Consider the following 15,402-nt stretch of genomic DNA (forward strand, 5'->3'; position numbering starts at 1 on the left):
AACTCGACCATGCGCCTTGCGCTCGCCAGCCTGATCGCCCTCGGCGCGGTTTCGACCGCCGTCGCCCAGGAGCAAACCGCTCCGACTGCTCCGACCGCTCCGGCTCCCGCCACCGCGCCCGCCGCCGATCCGGCGGTCCAGACCCCCGCCGCGCCGGCCGATCCCATGACGGCCACGCCCACCGTGGCCGCGCCGCCCGCCGGTCAGGCGCCGGACTATGTCGCCCCGACCCGCGGCCCGCCCACCACCGATCCCGTCTCGCTGCAGCTGCTGGGCGTGCTCGACAAGGTCTGCAAGCCGGCCGTGGTCGGCGGCGACTTCCCGACCCTGGCCAAAGCCGCCGGGATGAAGAAGAAGAAAGAGCAGTGGGTGATGGATATCGGCAAGCCGTATCTGATCGCCATCGACAATCCGGGCAGCAACAAGAACGTCTGCACCGTCACCATCCAGTACGCCCAGGGCGACGCCCAGGCCCAGGCCCTGGCCAACGCCCTGCACGACTGGGCGACCTGGGAGAACAAGCCGCAGCTGCGCCTGATCCGCAACGACCTGACGGTCAGCGACGTCAAGCGCCTGACGGTGTCGTGGGACGACGCCTGGGCCGACGGCCACGCCGGCCTGGTCTATATGCGCCTGAAGAAGCTGGACGACACCTCGATCGGCAAGAACTACGAGCAGGCCCAGATCCTGTACTCGACCACCAGCCGTTAGGCGGTCGGCGGATCCGGGGCTTGCCCCCCGGTCCGGTGGTCCTATCTAGAAAAGGCGCGGGGACGACCCCGCGCCTTTTTCGTGTTTCCGGGGACGACCCCGCCCTGAAGTCTGGGAGCCGGTCGTGGCCTGGATCATCCTCTTCGTCGCCGGTCTGTTCGAGATCGGCTGGGCCGTGGGCCTGAAGTTCACCGACGGCTTCACACGCCCGGTCCCCACCCTGCTGACCGGGGTCAGCCTGGTCGCCTCGATGGGCCTGCTGGGCTGGGCCGTGAAGTCCCTGCCGCTGGGCGCGGCCTATGCGGTCTGGACCGGGGTCGGCGCGGTCGGCACGGCCATCGTCGGCATCTTGCTGTTCAAGGAGCCGGCCACGGCCGGGCGGCTGGTCTGCCTGGCGTTGATCGTCTCGGGCATCCTGGGACTGAAGCTGTTCACCCCGGCGCACTGACCGGGGCGCTCGCCTGGGGTCAGCAGCAGGCCGGCGTCGCGCAGCCGCACCCCGCGGGCGATGCTGGCCGTCCACCAGACGATGAACGGCGCGGCGACCAGGCTGGCCGCCGCCACCGCCAGCCATGGCGACAGGCCCGCGCCCGTCAGCGGACCCAGGGCCGCCAGGGCTAGGCCGATCAGCATCTCGGGCCAGTGGAAGGCCATGGCCGCCCGGCCGCTCAGCCTGCCCTCGTCGCGCTGCTGGGCCGACCAGCCGGCGTCGCGGCCCAGGGCCACCGACAGCAGGGCGCGGGTATGGGCGGCCATGATCACCGGCGCGGTCAGGGTCGAGGCCAGGGTCTCCAGGCCGACGCTGGCCAGGGCGCGCCAGGCGCCGCCGAACCGCCGGGCCCGGCCCTCGGCCAGCATCATCGCGTAGGACAGCAGCTTGGGCAGCAGCACGAAGGCCAGGCTGACGGCCAGCACGGCCGCCCCCGCCAGCGGATAGCCGCCGGCCTCGCCCGTCCCCGCGTCGGGCGCCGACAGCAGGGCGCCGGTCACCACCAGGGCGATCCACAGCGGGGCCAGGGCGTAGCTCAGCACCCCGCGCGCCAGATGCAGGCGGCTGACCGGGTGCAGGCCCTTGGCGCCCAGCACGCCCAGGTGCTGCAGGTTGCCCTGGCACCAGCGCCGGTCGCGGATCAGGTGGTCGATCAGGGTCGGCGGGCTTTCCTCGAAGCTGCCGCCCCAATCGCCGTTCAGCGGGGCGGGGGCCAGCCGCACGCCCCAGCCCGCCCGGCGCAGGAAGGCGGCCTCGACGAAGTCGTGGCTCAGGATGTGGCCGCCGAACGGCTTTCTTCCTTTTAGGTGTGGCAAGCCTCCGGCTTGCGCGAACGCCTCGACCCGCAGGATGGCGTTGTGGCCCCAGTAGTTGCCGTCGGCTCCGCTCCACCAGGCCACGCCCCAGGCCGCCAGCGGGCCGTACAGGGTGTTGGCGAACTGCTCCAGCCGGCCGAACACCGTGCTGCGCCCGACGATGGCTGGGGCCGTCTGGATCAGGCCCAGCGACGGGTCGCGCTCCATGGCCGCCGCCAGCCGCCACAGGGTGGGGGCGTCCATCAGGCTGTCGGCGTCCAGCACCACCATGTGGTCGTAGGCCCCGCCGTGGCGGCGCACCCATTCGGCGACATTGCCGGCCTTGCGGTCGATGTTCTCCGGGCGATGGCGGTAATAGGCCCGGGGGCCGACGCCGTCGCGCCGGAAGGCGGCGAAGCCCCGCTGCTCGTCGGCGACCACCTCGGGCCGTCGGCTGTCGCTGAGCACGACGATGTCGAACATCGGCGTCAGGCCCAAGGCGTGCAGCTCGGCCCGCATGGCGGCCAGCCGCGCGAAGAACGGCCCGACATCCTCGTGATAGATCGGGGCCAGCAGGGCCGTGCGGGTGGTCAGGGGCGACAGGGGCGCCTGGGCGACGGCCCGTTCCCAGGCGTCGGCTTGGCGCGACAGCCACAGCCCGCCCAGGCTGGCGGCGAACGAGAAGGCCATCCAGCCGAACAGCACCAGGATCAGGCTCACATGCGCGACCTCCAGCGGGTCCAGCCCATCCCCGGCCATGGCCGCGGTCACCGCGAACACCGCCAGGCCGGTGGCCATGACGCAGAACGCCGCCAGGGCCGCTCGCCGCCGTCCCAGGCCGGGGACCGGCGCGAAGCGGCGCGGCTCGGCGGCGCGGTGCAGCGGCTGGTCGGGCATGGCCAGGGGCGCCGGCGGCGGCGCGGCGGGGTCCGCGCGCCGGTCCGTTCCCGCGAAGGAACGGCGTTCCGATTCGCGTTGTTGTAGCGGGTGGGTATAGGCGTGCATGAAAACCTCTTCCGCGCGGAAACTCGTCCCGTGCGTCAAGGTTCCTGAAGTTTAGACGATCTGTCGCATTAGTGTATCGACGCCGAATTTCTGAGCAAGCCAGCTTCGAATACTGTCAAATTTCAGCCTGTTCGCCGCGCATAGGTCGAAGATCGGCCGCGAAAGCGCCGCAATCAGCAGGGGGCGCATCCCGGCCTGAATCCGACTTCAGGCGGCCGCGCGGCTTTCGTCGGCGATGAAGTCCAGGCAGGTCTCGGCGACCTCTTCCCAGCCCGGCTCGCCCGGCAGCCAGTGGCTCATCGCCGGGAAGATCTCGCAGGCTCCGCCCAGGCGCGCGGCGGTCTGGCGGACGGTGGCCGGCGGATGGACCACGTCCTGGCCGCCGGCGATCGCCAGGGTCGGCGCGCCCGCCGGCCCGACATTGGTGGTCATGAACGGGTCCATGAACCAGTTCAGCGTCTCCCACAGCGCCCGGCCGCTTTCGGCGACCATGCGCCCGTACAGCGCCTTGCGCCGGTCGCGGGGCAGGCGGTCCAGGCTGTAGCGGCGCACGACGCCGTAGTCGGGCTCGACCGCCTGCAGCCAGTAGGGGCCCAGGGCGTAGAGGCTGACGGCCGAAGCCGCTTCCTCGATCGTCGAGCCGGAGACGCCCCAGGGCGGGGAGGGGGCCAGCAGGATCAGCTGCGAGACCGGCGCCCGGCTCGCCGCCATCTGGGCCACCAGCCCGCCCATCGAGTGGCCGATCAGCACCGGCGGCTCGTCGCAGGCCCGGCACAGGGTCGCGATCTGCCGGGCGTAGTCGGCCATCGAGCGGCCGGCGACCAGGGCGCCGTCGCCATGCCCCAGCAGGTTCGGGGTCTGGACAAGGTGACCGGCGGCCTCGAACGGCCGGCGGAACGCGTCGAACGTCCAGCCGCCGCAGAAGGCGCCGTGCACCATGATCACCGGAGTCGTCACGCTCGCCTCGCCGTTACGGTCGGCCAGGACGCCGAGCCTTCAGCCTACACGCTCTTCTTGGTCGATGGCGAAGATTTGGCGGCCGATTTCGTTGCGGGCGCCTTGGCCGTTTTCGCGGCGGCCGGAGTCTTGGCCTCGGCTTTGGGCTTGGCGGCCGGCTTGGGCGCGACGGTCTTGGCCGGAGCCTTGGCGGCGGCGGGCTTGGCTTCGGCTTTCGGCTTGGCCGCCGGCTTTGGGGCCGGAGCCGCCTTGGCCGCCTTCGGAGCGGGCGCCGGCTTGGGCGCGACGGTCTTGGCCGGGGCCTTGGCGGCGGCGGGCTTGGCTTCGGCCTTCGGCTTGGCCGCCGGTTTCGCGGCGGGCGGCGCCTTGGCGGCCTTCGGGGCGGCCTTCGGCGCAGGCGCGGCTTTCGGGGCGCTGGACTCGGCGGGCGCCTCCGCAGCCGGCGCGGCCGGCGCGGCCTTTGTCGCCTTGGGCTTCGCGGCGGCTTTCGGAGCGGCCTTTGCGGCCGCCTTGGCGGCCGGAGCGACCTCGGCCGCGGGCTTCTCGACGGCCGGTTTGGGCGCCGGGGTCTTGGCCGGGGCTTTCGCGGCCGCCGGTTTCGGGGCCGGGGCGGCCTTGGGGGCCGGCGCCGCCTTGGGAGCGGCCGCCTTGGCCGGAGCGGGCTTGACCGCGGCCTTCGGCTTGGCGGCCTTGGGCGCCGGAGCAGCCTTCGCCGTGGTCTTGGGACCCTTGGGCTCGGGGGTGATCGCCGTCGGCGCGGCGGGGGCCTTGGCGGCCGGGGCCGGCGCGGGTTCGACCGGGGCCGGGGCCGGGGCGGGTGGCGGCGAGGGCTCCGCGGCCTCCACGGGTTCTGGCTCGGGCGCCGGGGTGGGAGCCGGAGCGGCTTTCGGTTTGCCCGTCAGCCAGGCGATCACGTCGTCGAGAATGCTCATCGTGTTTGGCTCGTCTATCAGGTAATGGGCGTTGTTGGGGTAGATCTTGAGGTCGGCGGCCGGATATTTCCGGCCGACTCGCCGTACGTCCTCGAGCGGCGTGGTGCGATCCAGGGCGCCGGCCAGGACCAGCACGGGGACGGTCACTTTCGCGGCGTCGACATGGGCGGTCCGGTTCGGATCCTTGTGCGGCCAGGCGAGGTCGGCCAGCACCTGCCCGCTGTCGTGGACCATGGTCGCGTACAGCGCGTCGTGGCGCGCGGCCGGCACGGCGTTCATGACGCCGAACTTGAAGCCCATCTTCCACATCTTGCCCGCCCTGGTCTCGGGCTTGGGCTGGAGGGCCATGTTCAGGAAGGTGAAGACCGGCGAGAGCTTGGGCTTGCCGCGGGCGTCGGCCGGCGAGGCGGGGGCGAACAGCACCAGGCGATCGGCGTGGCCGGCCTCGGCGATCTTCTGAGCGATCAGTCCGCCCATGGAATGGCCGAAGACGATCGGCTTCCTGCCGTCCTCCTTGGCCAGGGCCTGGGCCAGGGCGTCCATCTCGGCGACATAGTCGGCCAGGGTCAGGCCGGCCAGGCCCGCCCGGGGGCCATCGACCGTACGCACGGCCGAGCGGATGGTCGGCGACACGACCCGGTAGCCCTCGGCCCGCAGCCGCGCGGCCATGGGATCCCAGACGTCTCCAGCGCAACCGTAGCCGTGGATCAGCAGGATCGTGTCCGCCATTCCATGCTCCCCAGCGCGGCGAGATTTCAGCCGCCGCGCGCGAACCCACCGAACGCGGCGACGACTTGTTCGTACACCGCGCGCTTGAAAGGTACGATCAGTTCGGGCGTTTCGTCGAGAGCGCCCCATTTCCAAGCGTCGAACTCGACATGGGCGTCGGCCTCCAGGTCGATCTCGGACTCGTCGCCGAGGAAGCGGAAGGCGAACCAGACCTGCTTCTGGCCCTTGAATCCACGGGCTTTCTTCGACCCGGCGAACTCGGCGGGGAAGTCGTAGATCAGCCAGCTCTCGGTGCGGCCCAGATAGTCGACCGAGGTGACGCCGGTCTCCTCGGCCAGCTCCCGGCGGGCCGCGGCCAGCAGATCTTCGCCGTCGTCGACCCCGCCCTGGGGGAATTGCCAGTTGTGGGGCGGCGCCTGGTTGCAGCGCCGGCCCAGCCAGACGCGACCGTCGGGGTGGAACAGCACGACGCCGACATTGGGGCGATGCTCGGGGTGCAGGTCGAGGTCTAGGTCGCTGGCGCTCATCGCTTGGCCATGGCCGAGGCGGGGGCCAGTTGCAAGCCCCTCCCGGACAGGCCGGCGGCCCACAGCCGCACCTGGTTGATGGTCACCGGATAGGCGAAGCCCGAGCCCAGGGCCTGGCCGCGGCCGGCGGCGCCGGCCTCCAGCATCTTCAGCTGGCCGTCGATCGAGCCGGCCGCCAGTTCGTCGTCGATGATCCGGTCGGCCGAGGCGCGGGGGATCGGGCCGCCGCGCAGGGACGCCTGGCCGTCGTCGATGAAGGCCAGGCCCCGAGCCTTCAGGGCCAGGGTGAAGGTGGTCATGGCCGTGTCGCTGGTGACGAACCGCGAGCCCAGATAGTTGGTCAGGCCGTAATAGCCGGTGGCGCGCGACATCAGCCATTCCAGCTTGCGCACCGTGTCCTCGGGCCGGTTGGCGGCGATCAGGGTGTAGGGGCCCGGATCGTTGGCCGGATAGTCGACCGGCTCCATCGGCGCTTCCAGCAGCACCTCGTGGCCGTGGCTGCGGGCCAGGTCGATCCAGCCTTGCAGCCCTTCCGAATAGGGGGCGAACGACAGGGTGATCTCGGGCGGCAGGGTCTCGATGGCCGCGCGGGTGGTCTGGGGATTGAGGCCCAGGCCGCCGATCACCAGGGCCACCTTGGGGCGGCCGTCGGCGGTGAACGGACGGGCGTAGGCGTCGGCGGCCGTGCGGCCGTCGGGCGCGATCACCGGCAGCGAGCCGCCGCCGGGGCCGGGGGCGTAGAGGCCGGCGATCGGGGCGGCCGGCAGCGGGCCGGTGGCCGAGGCGACGGGCGGCGGGGCGGCGATCGCGCCGGCCTCGGCGTCGTCGGCCGGGTCGGCGCGGCTTACGAACGGCAGGTTCGACAGGTCCAGGGCGCCCGGCAGCAGCGGGGCCTCCTGCTCGCTCTCGCCGGCCAGGGCCTCGCGCCAGCCGGGCGGAACGTTGCGGGTCGTGCCGATCTGGTCCAGCGCCACCCGCACCAGGGGCGAGCCCTTGTTGGGGTCGCCGGTGATCAGCACCAGCAGGGCCAGGCTCAGCAGGAACAGGAAGGCCGCGGCGCTGGCGCCGATATAGGGATTGGCCGCCGCCGCCAGGATCTTGGCGCGCAGGTCGCCGTCCTGGCGCCCGTCCCCGCGACTTGGCGCGGGCGCGTCGGCGCTGTAGGCGGGCTTGCGGGAGAAGGTCACGGCCATGGGTCCGAGCCTAGGGGCAAGCGCCGAATATATGGTTAATGGGGGTGCGGCGGAATGGTTCGAATTCCCTCTCCCCTTGCGGGAAAGGGTGTCGTCCAGAGGACGACGGGCGAGGGGTCGAAGAACGAGACCGCCGCGCCCAGCGGTCAGGCTGGACACGGCGGATCAGTCTGGAAAACCCCTCATCCGACCTGCTCCGCAGGCCGCCTTCTCCCGCAAGGGGAGAAGGAAGATGGACCTACTTCTTCTCCACCGGCGCCTTGCCGGCCGCGGCGGCGGCCTTGGCGGTGACCTCGGCGATCTTGGCCTGGGGCTTGGGCAGTTTCGGCACGGCCTCGACCGAGCCGGCCTTCAGCACGGCGATGGCGCGCTGCAGCTGGAAGTCGCCCTTCTTCTCGTCGAAGCCGGCCGGCGGGGCCTCGGCGGGCGTGTGGACGCCCTGGCGGCTCTTGCCCTCGTCGGCGTTCAGCGCGTTCTTGAAGCTGGCCTCGCTGAACCATACGCGGTTGGCGATGTCCTGGGCCTGGTCCTTGGTCTGGGCCACTTCCAAGTTGGGTTCGATGCCGGTCTTCTGGATCGAGCGGCCCGACGGGGTGAAGTAGCGAGCCGTGGTCAGCTTCAGGGCGCCGTCGGCCCCGCCGCGCAGCGGGATCACCGTCTGCACCGAGCCCTTGCCGAAGCTGGTGATGCCCACCAACTCGGCGCGGTGGCGGTCCTGCAGAGCGCCGGCGACGATTTCGGCCGCCGAGGCCGAGCCCTGGTTGATCAGCACCACCATCGGCAGGCCGTTCAGCAGGTCGCCCGGCTTGGCGTTGTAGCGCTGGATGTCGCGCGGGTCGCGGCCGCGCTGGCTGACCACCTCGCCGCCGTCCAGGAACACGTCCGAGACGCCCACGGCCTGGTCCAGCAGGCCGCCGGGATTGTTGCGCAGGTCGAAGATCAGCCCCTTCATCTGGGGGTTCTTGGCCTTCAGGTCGTTGATCGACGCGGTCAGGGCGTCGGTGGCCTTCTCGTTGAAGCCGGGCAGGCGGACATAGCCGTAGTCGCCTTCCATGCGGGCGATGGCGGCCTTGGGCTTGATCACCTCGCGCACCAGCTTGACGTCGAACGGGTCGGTCTTCTCGCGGGCGATGGTCAGGGTGACCGCCTCGCCGGCCGCGCCGCGCATCTGCTTGACCGCCTCGTTGACGGTCAGGCCCAGCACCGACTGGCCATTGACGGCGGTGATGTAGTCGCCGGCCTGGATGCCCGCGCGCGAGGCGGGCGTGCCGTCCATCGGCGAGATCACCTTGACCACGCCGTCCTCGCTGGTGACCTCGATGCCCAGCCCGCCGTATTCGCCGCGGGTGGTGTCCTGCATGTCCTCGAAGCTGTCGGGCGACAGGTAGCCGGAATGCGGGTCCAGGCTGGTCAGCATGCCGTCCAGGGCCGCCTCGATCAGCTTCTTGTTGTCGACCTCCGAGACGTACTGGTTGTCGACGGTCTGCAGGACGTCGCCGAACAGCTCCAGCATCTTGTAGGTCTGGCCCTTGCTCGCGCTGGTCGCCTGGGCGATGGGGCTGACATAGGCCATGGTCCCCGCGCCGAGGACGAAGGCCGAAACACCGATGAGCAGATACTTGCGCATGTGGCCGAAAGGGCTCCCTGACGACGCCGTCGCGCCGCGTTAAAACTTGTCGTTCCGTCCGACTACGACGGACTCTTGTTCATCTGACGGCCATCATCGCTGAAAAAGCCGTTTACCGCGATCCCTGTTTCAACCAACGCTCCGGATCGACCGGGGCGCCGTCCTCGCGAACCTCGAAATAGAGCTCTGGCTCCGAGGAACCATGATCCGCCATCCGGCCAACCGTCGCACCGGGTGCGACCGATTGTCCGGGCCCGACCGAAACCTGGTCCATGCCGGCCAGCACCAGATGGTAGGCGCCCTGGGCGCGCAGGATCAAGACCGAGCCCCAGCCGTTCAGCGGTCCGGCGTATTCGACCACGCCGGCGGCGGGACTGGCCACGACATGACCCTTTTGCGTGCGGATCGTCAGGCCGGTGGCGCGGCCGCCGGCCGGCATGGCCTGGCCGAAGCGGCGCTCCAGCGGGCCGGGGGCGGGCGAGGCCAGGACCAGCGGCCCGGTCGCCGGCCTGGGCGCCAGGCCGTCGGTCAGGGCGCCCAGCGTGCCCTGGTCGTCGCCCGTCAGCGCTTCTTGCGCATAGGCCCGCTCCAGCTGGGTCTTCTCGACGATCATCCGCTCCAGGTCGCCCTTGCGGTCGGCGACCAGGCTCTCGGCGGTGAACAGCTGCTCGGAGGCGGCGGCGGCCTCGCGGCGCAGGGCCGAGACGGCGCGGGCCTGGCGGGCGTAGCCGTCGGCCCGGGCCTGCAGCTCCGGGGTCATGGCGCGGATCAGGATCGCGGCCCGCACCGCGTCGCGGGCGTCGTTCGGGCTGACCAGCAGGGCCGGCGGCGGATCGCGGCGGAAGAGCTGCAGGGCGCTGAGCAGCCGGGCCAGCTGTCCGCGGTCGCGGCCCAGCTCGGCCACCAGGGCCGACTCGCGCTGGTGCAGGGCCTCCAGCCGGGCGCGCTTGGCGGTGACGTCGTCGCCGGCGTCGACCCGCTGGCGGCCCAGGGCGTCCAGCTCGCCGCGCAGGTCGGCGATCTCGCGCCGGGTGTCGGCGGCGGCCTGCTCGTCCTTGGCCCGCTGGCTGGTCGCCGCCTTCTGGGCCGCCGCGACCACGGTCGCCCCGCCGAGCGCGAGGCTCAGCAGACTGACGGCGATCAAGGCGACGCGGCGGGACATGGAAGGATGAATGCCTTCATCCAGACGTGGCGACAAGCGGCGGGACGCCCCCTCCGTCACGCTGCGGACGGAAGGGGGCGTTCCGCCGATCAATCCCGATGGTACGGCGAACCCGCCAGGATGGTGACGGCGCGGTAGACCTGCTCGGCCAGCATGGCGCGGGCCAGGGCGTGCGGCCAGGTCTGGGGGCCGAAGGCCAGGGTCTCGTCGGCCGCGCCCAGGATCGACGGGTCCAGCCCGTCGGCCCCGCCGATCAGGAACACCAGCTTGCGATGGCCGTCGTCGCGCAGCCGGCCGACGTGCTCGGCGAAGGCGCGCGAAGGCCGCACCTTGCCGTGCTCGTCGCAGGCGATCACATAGGCGCCCTCCAGGTGCGGGCGCAGCACCTCGGCCTCGGCCGCCTTGCCGGGCTTGCGCGCCTCGACCTCGACGATCTCGACCGGCCCCAGGGCCAGGGCGCGGCCGGACGCGGTGGCCCGGGACGCATAGTCCACGGCCAGCTGCGCCTCGACCATGCGGCCGAGCTTCCCGACGGTGAGGAGGGTGATCTTCATGCAAGCCTTTGGCGCCGCCCGCCGATAGCGAAGAGGGCTACAGGGGCGGTCTCGAAGCCGCCGCGAGGGTTCGAGCGCGTTCGATCGTCGCCTCGAAGAGATCGGGATCTGTCGCCAAGGTTCCCAGGCAGACGCCAATGCAATCGTCGCAGATGGCCACGTCGTGCGAGGCGACCATCTTCGCCGCCTCGGTGGAGTCTCGCCGACAGAATGAGCATGAGATTGAGGAAGGCGGGCGTTCGTCGCTCATGGATTGGCTCCCGTCGCGGTCGAACAGCCCGCCCGCGCAGGTCTCAGTTCGACGCCATCCGGTGCGGCGCGTCGACGGCCCAGATCTTCTCGATGTTGTAGAACGAGCGGACTTCCGGGCGGAACAGGTGGACCACCACGTCGCCGGCGTCGATCAGCACCCAGTCGCAGTGCGGCAGGCCTTCGACCCGCGCCTTGCCGAAGCCGCTCTCCTTGAGCGCCCGGATGATGTGGTCGGCCAGGGCGCCGACATGGCGGTGCGAACGGCCGGACGCCACGATCAGGCTGTCGGCGACCGAGCTCTTGTCCGTCAGGTCGATGTGGACGATGTCCTGGGCCTTGTCGTCGTCGAGACGGCTCAGGATCAGGGTCTCGAGGGCCTTGATACTCAGGTCCAGCTCGGACTCGGTCTTGGTCGAGGTTTCGGTGGAAACCGTGCCCTCGTGCGCCTGGGGCGCGGGGTCGCTACGCAGCGGAAATGCTCCTTGATGGGTTCGCGCAAGCCCTCCCATAGCACGGATGACTCCAAATGATGAGGGGGAACGTGGTCGCGGGCGGATTTGGAGCGTCTGGGTGTGGCTTCGCGCTGCGCGTTATCCGCCGTTAGGCGGGCCGCTTGCGCGCCCCGAGGCCGGGATGACAGCCATTTCTAGGTCGCCCTACCCCTTGGTCTGCCGCTTCCGCAGCGCCGTCGACGAGGCGAAGTTCAGCGGGCCGGTCAGGTAGACCCAGGCCGGGGCCGTGGCGTCGGCCAGGATCGCCGCGGCGCTGGCCGGCTTGCGAGCCCAGGCGAAACGGCGGGCGGCGGGCGAGGTGCGGGCCTTCAGCGCCGCCCAGGGCCGCGAGATCACCGCCACCGGCACCTCGCGCATGATCTGGGTCCAGCCGCGCCAGCGGTGGAAGCTGGCCAGGCTGTCGGCCCCCATGATCCAGACGAACTTGACGCCCGGGAACCGCGCCCGCAGCACCCGCAGGGTGTCGATGGTGTATTGCGAGCCCAGCCGCGTCTCGGCGTCGGAGACGATCATGCCGCTGCCCCGCGCCCACTGCCGGGCCCCGGCCAGGCGCTCGTCCAGCGGCCGGGTCTCGTGCGCCGACTTCAGCGGGTTCTGCGGCGAGACCAGCCAGATCACCTTGTCCAGCTCCAGGCGTCGCAAGGCCGTCTCGGCGACGTGGGCGTGGCCCTCGTGCGCCGGGTTGAAGCTGCCGCCGAACAGCCCCACGCGCATGCCGGGCTCCAGGTGGAACCCCAGCCTCTGCGCCGAAGGCCGGCCGGCTTCAGGGACGAGTCTGGCCGGTCCCGCGAACCACATATTTGAACGTCGTCAGTTGCTCGGCCCCGACCGGACCGCGGGCGTGTAGCTTGTCGGTGGCGATGCCGATCTCGGCCCCGAAGCCGAACTCGCCGCCGTCGGCGAACTGGGTCGAGGCGTTGACCAGCACGATGGCGCTGTCGACCAGGGCCACGAAGCGCTCGGCCGCCGCGGCGTCCTCGGTCAGGATCGCGTCGGTGTGGCCCGAGCCGTAGGCGGCGATGTGGGCGGCCGCGCCCTCCACCCCGTCGACCACGGCCACCGAGATCACCGGCGCCAGGTATTCGGTCGACCAGTCGGCCTCGACGGCCGGTTTCATGGTCGGCTCGATGGCCCGCGAGGGGCCGTCGCCGCGCAGCTCGCAGCCGGCCTTGATCAGGGCGTCGGCGATCGGCGGCAGCAGCTTGCCGGCCGCCGCGCGGTCGACCAGCAGGGTCTCGGCCGAGCCGCACACCGACACCCGGCGCATCTTGGCGTTCAGCACGATGTCGACGGCCTTCTTCGGATCGGCCGCGGCGTGGACGAACACGTGGTTCAGCCCCTCCAGGTGGCCCAGCACCGCCACCCGCGCCTCCTTCTGCACCCGCGCCACCAGGCTCTTGCCGCCCCGGGGGATGATCAGGTCGATGGTGCGGTCCAGGCCCGACAGGATCGCCCCCACCGCGTCGCGGTCGGGGGTGCGGACGATCTGCACCGCGTCGGTCGAGATCCCCGCCGCCTTCAGCCCTTTGGCGATGGCCGCGTGGATCGCGAGGTTGGAGTTGATGCACTCCGAACCGCCGCGCAGGATCACCGCATTGCCCGAGCGCACGCACAGGGCCGCGGCGTCGGCGGTGACGTTGGGCCGGCTCTCGAAGATCATGGCGATCACCCCGATCGGGGTGCGCACCCGGGCGATGTCCAGGCCGTTGGGGCGCGTCCAGCGGGCGGTCTCGACGCCCAGCGGGTCGGGGATGGCGGCCACGGCCTCGACCCCGGCGGCCACGCCCTCCAGGCGCTCGGCGTTCAGCATCAGCCGCTCGACCATCGGCGCGGTCAGGCCGCCGGCCCCGGCCTTGTCGAGGTCGCGGGCGTTGGCGGCCAGGATGGCCGGCGCGTCGGCGCGGATGGCGGCGGCCATGGCGTTCAGCGCGGCGGTGCGCTGGTCTGGCGTGGCCACGCGCAGGGCCTGCGCCCCACGCCGCGCCGCCTGTCCCATCGCCGTCATCGTCGCCTGCAAGCCCATGCCCGCGTCGTCCATCGCCTTCATCCGATCCCGGATATGCTCAGAGTGAGGCTTACCTAGGCGCTTTGGGGCGGCGGGGGAATGGGGAAAGGGTGGTGGGGGTGTTAGCGGGGCTGTTGGGGGAATGGCTTGGCCTTCAGCGACGTCCGATCCCGGGGCGGTCCCCGGCTTCCTACTTCGACCCACTGCGGACTGTGTCTCCTCCGCCCGATAGCAAAAGCTAAGCTTACACGCAGCCAAAGGTAGCGACAGAAGCCTTGACGGCAGGCTAGGGAGGGCTCGCTTGAGTGGGGAGAGCATCATGCGGCGGCTGAAGATGATCGGGATCGTGCTGGCGGCGTTTGCTCTGGCCTCGTCAGGGCCGACGCCGACACCACTATCCTACCAATTCATCGATCGGCCTGACGATGGTGGCATTTCGCTCAAGTATGAAAACACCTCGAACGGAGCCGTATGCGTCCGGGGCGATTGGCCCTTCAACAGCGGCCCCGGCGGCGGACCAGTTGTCCTTGAGGTCGCCGGCCGGCGGTTTCCGTTACGACCACCGGAATGGGCAGTCTGCAAAAAGAACTGCACCGAACGCATGTGGACCGGAACCAGCCGGGGCTGGAATTTGCCCTATACGGCCTTTGGCCTGCCCGAAGATTTGGCCTCCGCTCCGAAAACTATCGACGGCTCCTTGGTCGCCGCCTCCTGCAATGGCACCAAGCCCTTGCCCGAGGAGCTGTTCAAGACTTCGGAATGGATTCCTGTCGGCTCGACGGAAAAGCAAATCTGCGCAGCCTTCCGTCAGGTGACCCAATGGGACAACCGCGACAGGGTCAGGTACGCTCGAGATATGGGCGACCCGATACGCGGCTACGATCGCGAACAGTTCCCGGGCGGGTCGATCTATAACTACTTCCTGTCTATGTCTGATAGCCAGCTCGCCGATCCGGCAGAAGACGGCGGCCGCCGCTTCAGATTTTATATTCTGGCCGAACGCCAAAGGCTGAAAGGGGCGTCAACTCTCGAGCGCATGCGCGCCCTGTTTGTCAGCGCGCTGCCGCCGGCGTCGGAAATCAGGGACTTCGACAGTCCGAATGAGAGTGTTCAGCTCAAGCAGAGCAGAGTGATCGGCGCATACATGCCTGCGATTTGCCGTCTTCAGGACCTGTGCCGATCCCATGGCATTGTGCGAACCGCCTACAAGCTGCCGTGCGGCGACTTAGACGCTAACACCAAGGTAAAGGCACCGATCCCGCCGTCCCCTGCTTTGAGCATTGTTCCGGAAACTACCCAAGGCACGACCGTCGTGACCAGGACAACGGATGCCCGCGTCTCACCTGAGGGACGGCCGATCGGCTACTCCGCCGCGATTGAGATCAGGCTTCCGTCTGGCTCCGACGGATTTCCATGTTCGTTGGGCGGAGGGGTCTGCACGGCACGCTTCGCCACGTGGACATCTTTGCCGGACCATGCTCAGGCGACAAAGATCTTGTCTCAAGCCGGCCGCGTCGAGGGCGTGACCGAAACCACCTGCCGGGTCGGACCCAAGGGCGATCTCGTTCGGTGCCGCTCGAAAGGAGTGATGGACAAGCATGTCAGTGCAGCCATCGACAGCTCCATCGCGCTGATGCGCGTTCCAGAAACGATGCTTGGTCTGCCTACTAAAGGCGGCGTCGTGTCGATATCATGGGACTGGCATGAATTGAGCCAAGGTCTTTGGCTAAACCCCGGGCCAAAAGTTGCCAGCGACTAAGCATCGCCACGGTTTCGGCCCGATGGAGCCTAGAGGCGGGCGTCCGCGCCCCACCCCTAACGGACGTTCCGAACGCCTGCTCGCGGCGCAAGCCCCCATCCGCCCCGGATGGGGCCGCGCCTTAAAGCCTTGGTGGATCGGAGCTCTGGCGTCTGGCCGTGTCAAGGACGGCGCGTCGCGCCGCCGCGACGCG

Annotated in this window: 14 protein-coding genes and 1 pseudogene; 3 read left to right on the plus strand and 12 right to left on the minus strand. The window is 70.4% G+C overall.

The window, feature by feature from the left end; all coding sequences use genetic code 11:
• Positions 1–9: 9 nt before the first annotated feature.
• Both BM066_RS08850 and sugE read left to right on the plus strand, forming a co-directional pair.
• Complete coding sequence (locus BM066_RS08850) at positions 10–711, plus strand: hypothetical protein (RefSeq protein WP_089926387.1); 702 nt, start codon at positions 10–12, stop codon at positions 709–711.
• 124 nt (positions 712–835) lie between these two features.
• Positions 836–1,159, plus strand: coding sequence for a quaternary ammonium compound efflux SMR transporter SugE (gene sugE / locus BM066_RS08855; RefSeq protein ID WP_089926390.1), 324 nt, complete (start codon positions 836–838; stop codon positions 1,157–1,159).
• A 17-nt stretch (positions 1,160–1,176) separates the two neighbouring features.
• On the opposite strand, the pseudogene mdoH reads toward sugE, so the two are convergent.
• From mdoH to BM066_RS08915, 12 genes and pseudogenes are all read right to left on the minus strand, one after another.
• A pseudogene (gene mdoH, locus BM066_RS26955) lies at positions 1,177–3,000 on the minus strand (glucans biosynthesis glucosyltransferase MdoH); the annotation flags it as partial.
• Between the two features lie 207 nt (positions 3,001–3,207).
• The gene (locus BM066_RS08865; RefSeq protein WP_089926403.1) at positions 3,208–3,957 is read right to left on the minus strand and encodes an alpha/beta fold hydrolase; all 750 of its coding nucleotides are present in this window, start codon (positions 3,955–3,957) and stop codon (positions 3,208–3,210) included.
• 44 nt (positions 3,958–4,001) lie between these two features.
• Positions 4,002–5,618 carry an alpha/beta hydrolase gene (locus BM066_RS08870; RefSeq protein WP_089926406.1) on the minus strand — a complete coding sequence of 539 codons (1,617 nt, stop codon included), beginning with the start codon at positions 5,616–5,618 and terminating at the stop codon, positions 4,002–4,004.
• Between the two features lie 26 nt (positions 5,619–5,644).
• Entirely contained in the window at positions 5,645–6,145 is a 501-nt protein-coding gene (locus BM066_RS08875; protein ID WP_089926409.1) for an RNA pyrophosphohydrolase, read from the minus strand.
• Positions 6,142–7,338, minus strand: a complete 1,197-nt coding sequence (locus tag BM066_RS08880; RefSeq protein ID WP_089926412.1) for a divergent polysaccharide deacetylase family protein — start codon at positions 7,336–7,338, stop codon at positions 6,142–6,144. Before BM066_RS08880 ends, BM066_RS08875 begins: the two co-directional genes overlap by 4 nt.
• A 238-nt stretch (positions 7,339–7,576) precedes the next feature.
• Positions 7,577–8,965, minus strand: a complete 1,389-nt coding sequence (locus tag BM066_RS08885; RefSeq protein ID WP_089926415.1) for a S41 family peptidase — start codon at positions 8,963–8,965, stop codon at positions 7,577–7,579.
• A 112-nt stretch (positions 8,966–9,077) separates the two neighbouring features.
• Positions 9,078–10,127 carry a murein hydrolase activator EnvC family protein gene (locus BM066_RS08890; RefSeq protein WP_089926418.1) on the minus strand — a complete coding sequence of 350 codons (1,050 nt, stop codon included), beginning with the start codon at positions 10,125–10,127 and terminating at the stop codon, positions 9,078–9,080.
• Positions 10,128–10,216: 89 nt separating this feature from the next.
• Entirely contained in the window at positions 10,217–10,681 is a 465-nt protein-coding gene (gene rlmH, locus BM066_RS08895) for a 23S rRNA (pseudouridine(1915)-N(3))-methyltransferase RlmH (RefSeq protein ID WP_089926421.1), read from the minus strand.
• A 37-nt stretch (positions 10,682–10,718) separates the two neighbouring features.
• Positions 10,719–10,931 carry a ClpX C4-type zinc finger protein gene (locus tag BM066_RS27340; RefSeq protein WP_089926422.1) on the minus strand — a complete coding sequence of 71 codons (213 nt, stop codon included), beginning with the start codon at positions 10,929–10,931 and terminating at the stop codon, positions 10,719–10,721.
• 43 nt (positions 10,932–10,974) lie between these two features.
• Positions 10,975–11,403: a ribosome silencing factor gene (gene rsfS / locus BM066_RS08905; protein ID WP_177218413.1), complete on the minus strand. Its 429-nt coding sequence runs from the start codon at positions 11,401–11,403 to the stop codon at positions 10,975–10,977.
• A gap of 186 nt (positions 11,404–11,589) precedes the next feature.
• Positions 11,590–12,243 (minus strand): nicotinate-nucleotide adenylyltransferase, encoded by a 654-nt coding sequence (locus BM066_RS08910; protein WP_089926425.1) that lies wholly within the window; start codon positions 12,241–12,243, stop codon positions 11,590–11,592.
• Positions 12,209–13,483: a glutamate-5-semialdehyde dehydrogenase gene (locus tag BM066_RS08915; protein WP_089926446.1), complete on the minus strand. Its 1,275-nt coding sequence runs from the start codon at positions 13,481–13,483 to the stop codon at positions 12,209–12,211. The genes BM066_RS08910 and BM066_RS08915 overlap by 35 nt, the downstream gene beginning before the upstream one ends.
• Positions 13,484–13,769: 286 nt before the next feature.
• On the opposite strand from BM066_RS08915, the gene BM066_RS25920 reads away from it, so the two are divergent.
• On the plus strand, positions 13,770–15,209 hold the full coding sequence (locus BM066_RS25920; protein WP_143093695.1) for a hypothetical protein: 1,440 nt from the start codon (positions 13,770–13,772) through the stop codon (positions 15,207–15,209).
• Positions 15,210–15,402 lie beyond the last annotated feature (193 nt).

The sequence above is a fragment of the Caulobacter sp. UNC279MFTsu5.1 genome (assembly GCF_900114015.1).
Taxonomy (GTDB): domain Bacteria; phylum Pseudomonadota; class Alphaproteobacteria; order Caulobacterales; family Caulobacteraceae; genus Caulobacter.

Excerpts from the sequence above, each read along its gene's own strand:
- BM066_RS08850 (WP_089926387.1), top strand. The coding sequence starts at position 10 with ATGCGCCTTGCGCTCGCCAGCCTGATCGCCCTCGGCGCGGTTTCGACC.
- BM066_RS08870 (WP_089926406.1), bottom strand. The coding sequence starts at position 5,618 with ATGGCGGACACGATCCTGCTGATCCACGGCTACGGTTGCGCTGGAGAC.
- BM066_RS08875 (WP_089926409.1), bottom strand. The coding sequence starts at position 6,145 with ATGAGCGCCAGCGACCTAGACCTCGACCTGCACCCCGAGCATCGCCCC.
- BM066_RS08880 (WP_089926412.1), bottom strand. The coding sequence starts at position 7,338 with ATGGCCGTGACCTTCTCCCGCAAGCCCGCCTACAGCGCCGACGCGCCC.
- BM066_RS08885 (WP_089926415.1), bottom strand. The coding sequence starts at position 8,965 with ATGCGCAAGTATCTGCTCATCGGTGTTTCGGCCTTCGTCCTCGGCGCG.
- BM066_RS08890 (WP_089926418.1), bottom strand. The coding sequence starts at position 10,127 with ATGTCCCGCCGCGTCGCCTTGATCGCCGTCAGTCTGCTGAGCCTCGCG.
- rlmH (WP_089926421.1), bottom strand. The coding sequence starts at position 10,681 with ATGAAGATCACCCTCCTCACCGTCGGGAAGCTCGGCCGCATGGTCGAG.
- BM066_RS27340 (WP_089926422.1), bottom strand. The coding sequence starts at position 10,931 with ATGAGCGACGAACGCCCGCCTTCCTCAATCTCATGCTCATTCTGTCGG.
- BM066_RS08910 (WP_089926425.1), bottom strand. The coding sequence starts at position 12,243 with ATGTGGTTCGCGGGACCGGCCAGACTCGTCCCTGAAGCCGGCCGGCCT.
- BM066_RS08915 (WP_089926446.1), bottom strand. The coding sequence starts at position 13,483 with ATGGACGACGCGGGCATGGGCTTGCAGGCGACGATGACGGCGATGGGA.
- BM066_RS25920 (WP_143093695.1), top strand. The coding sequence starts at position 13,770 with ATGCGGCGGCTGAAGATGATCGGGATCGTGCTGGCGGCGTTTGCTCTG.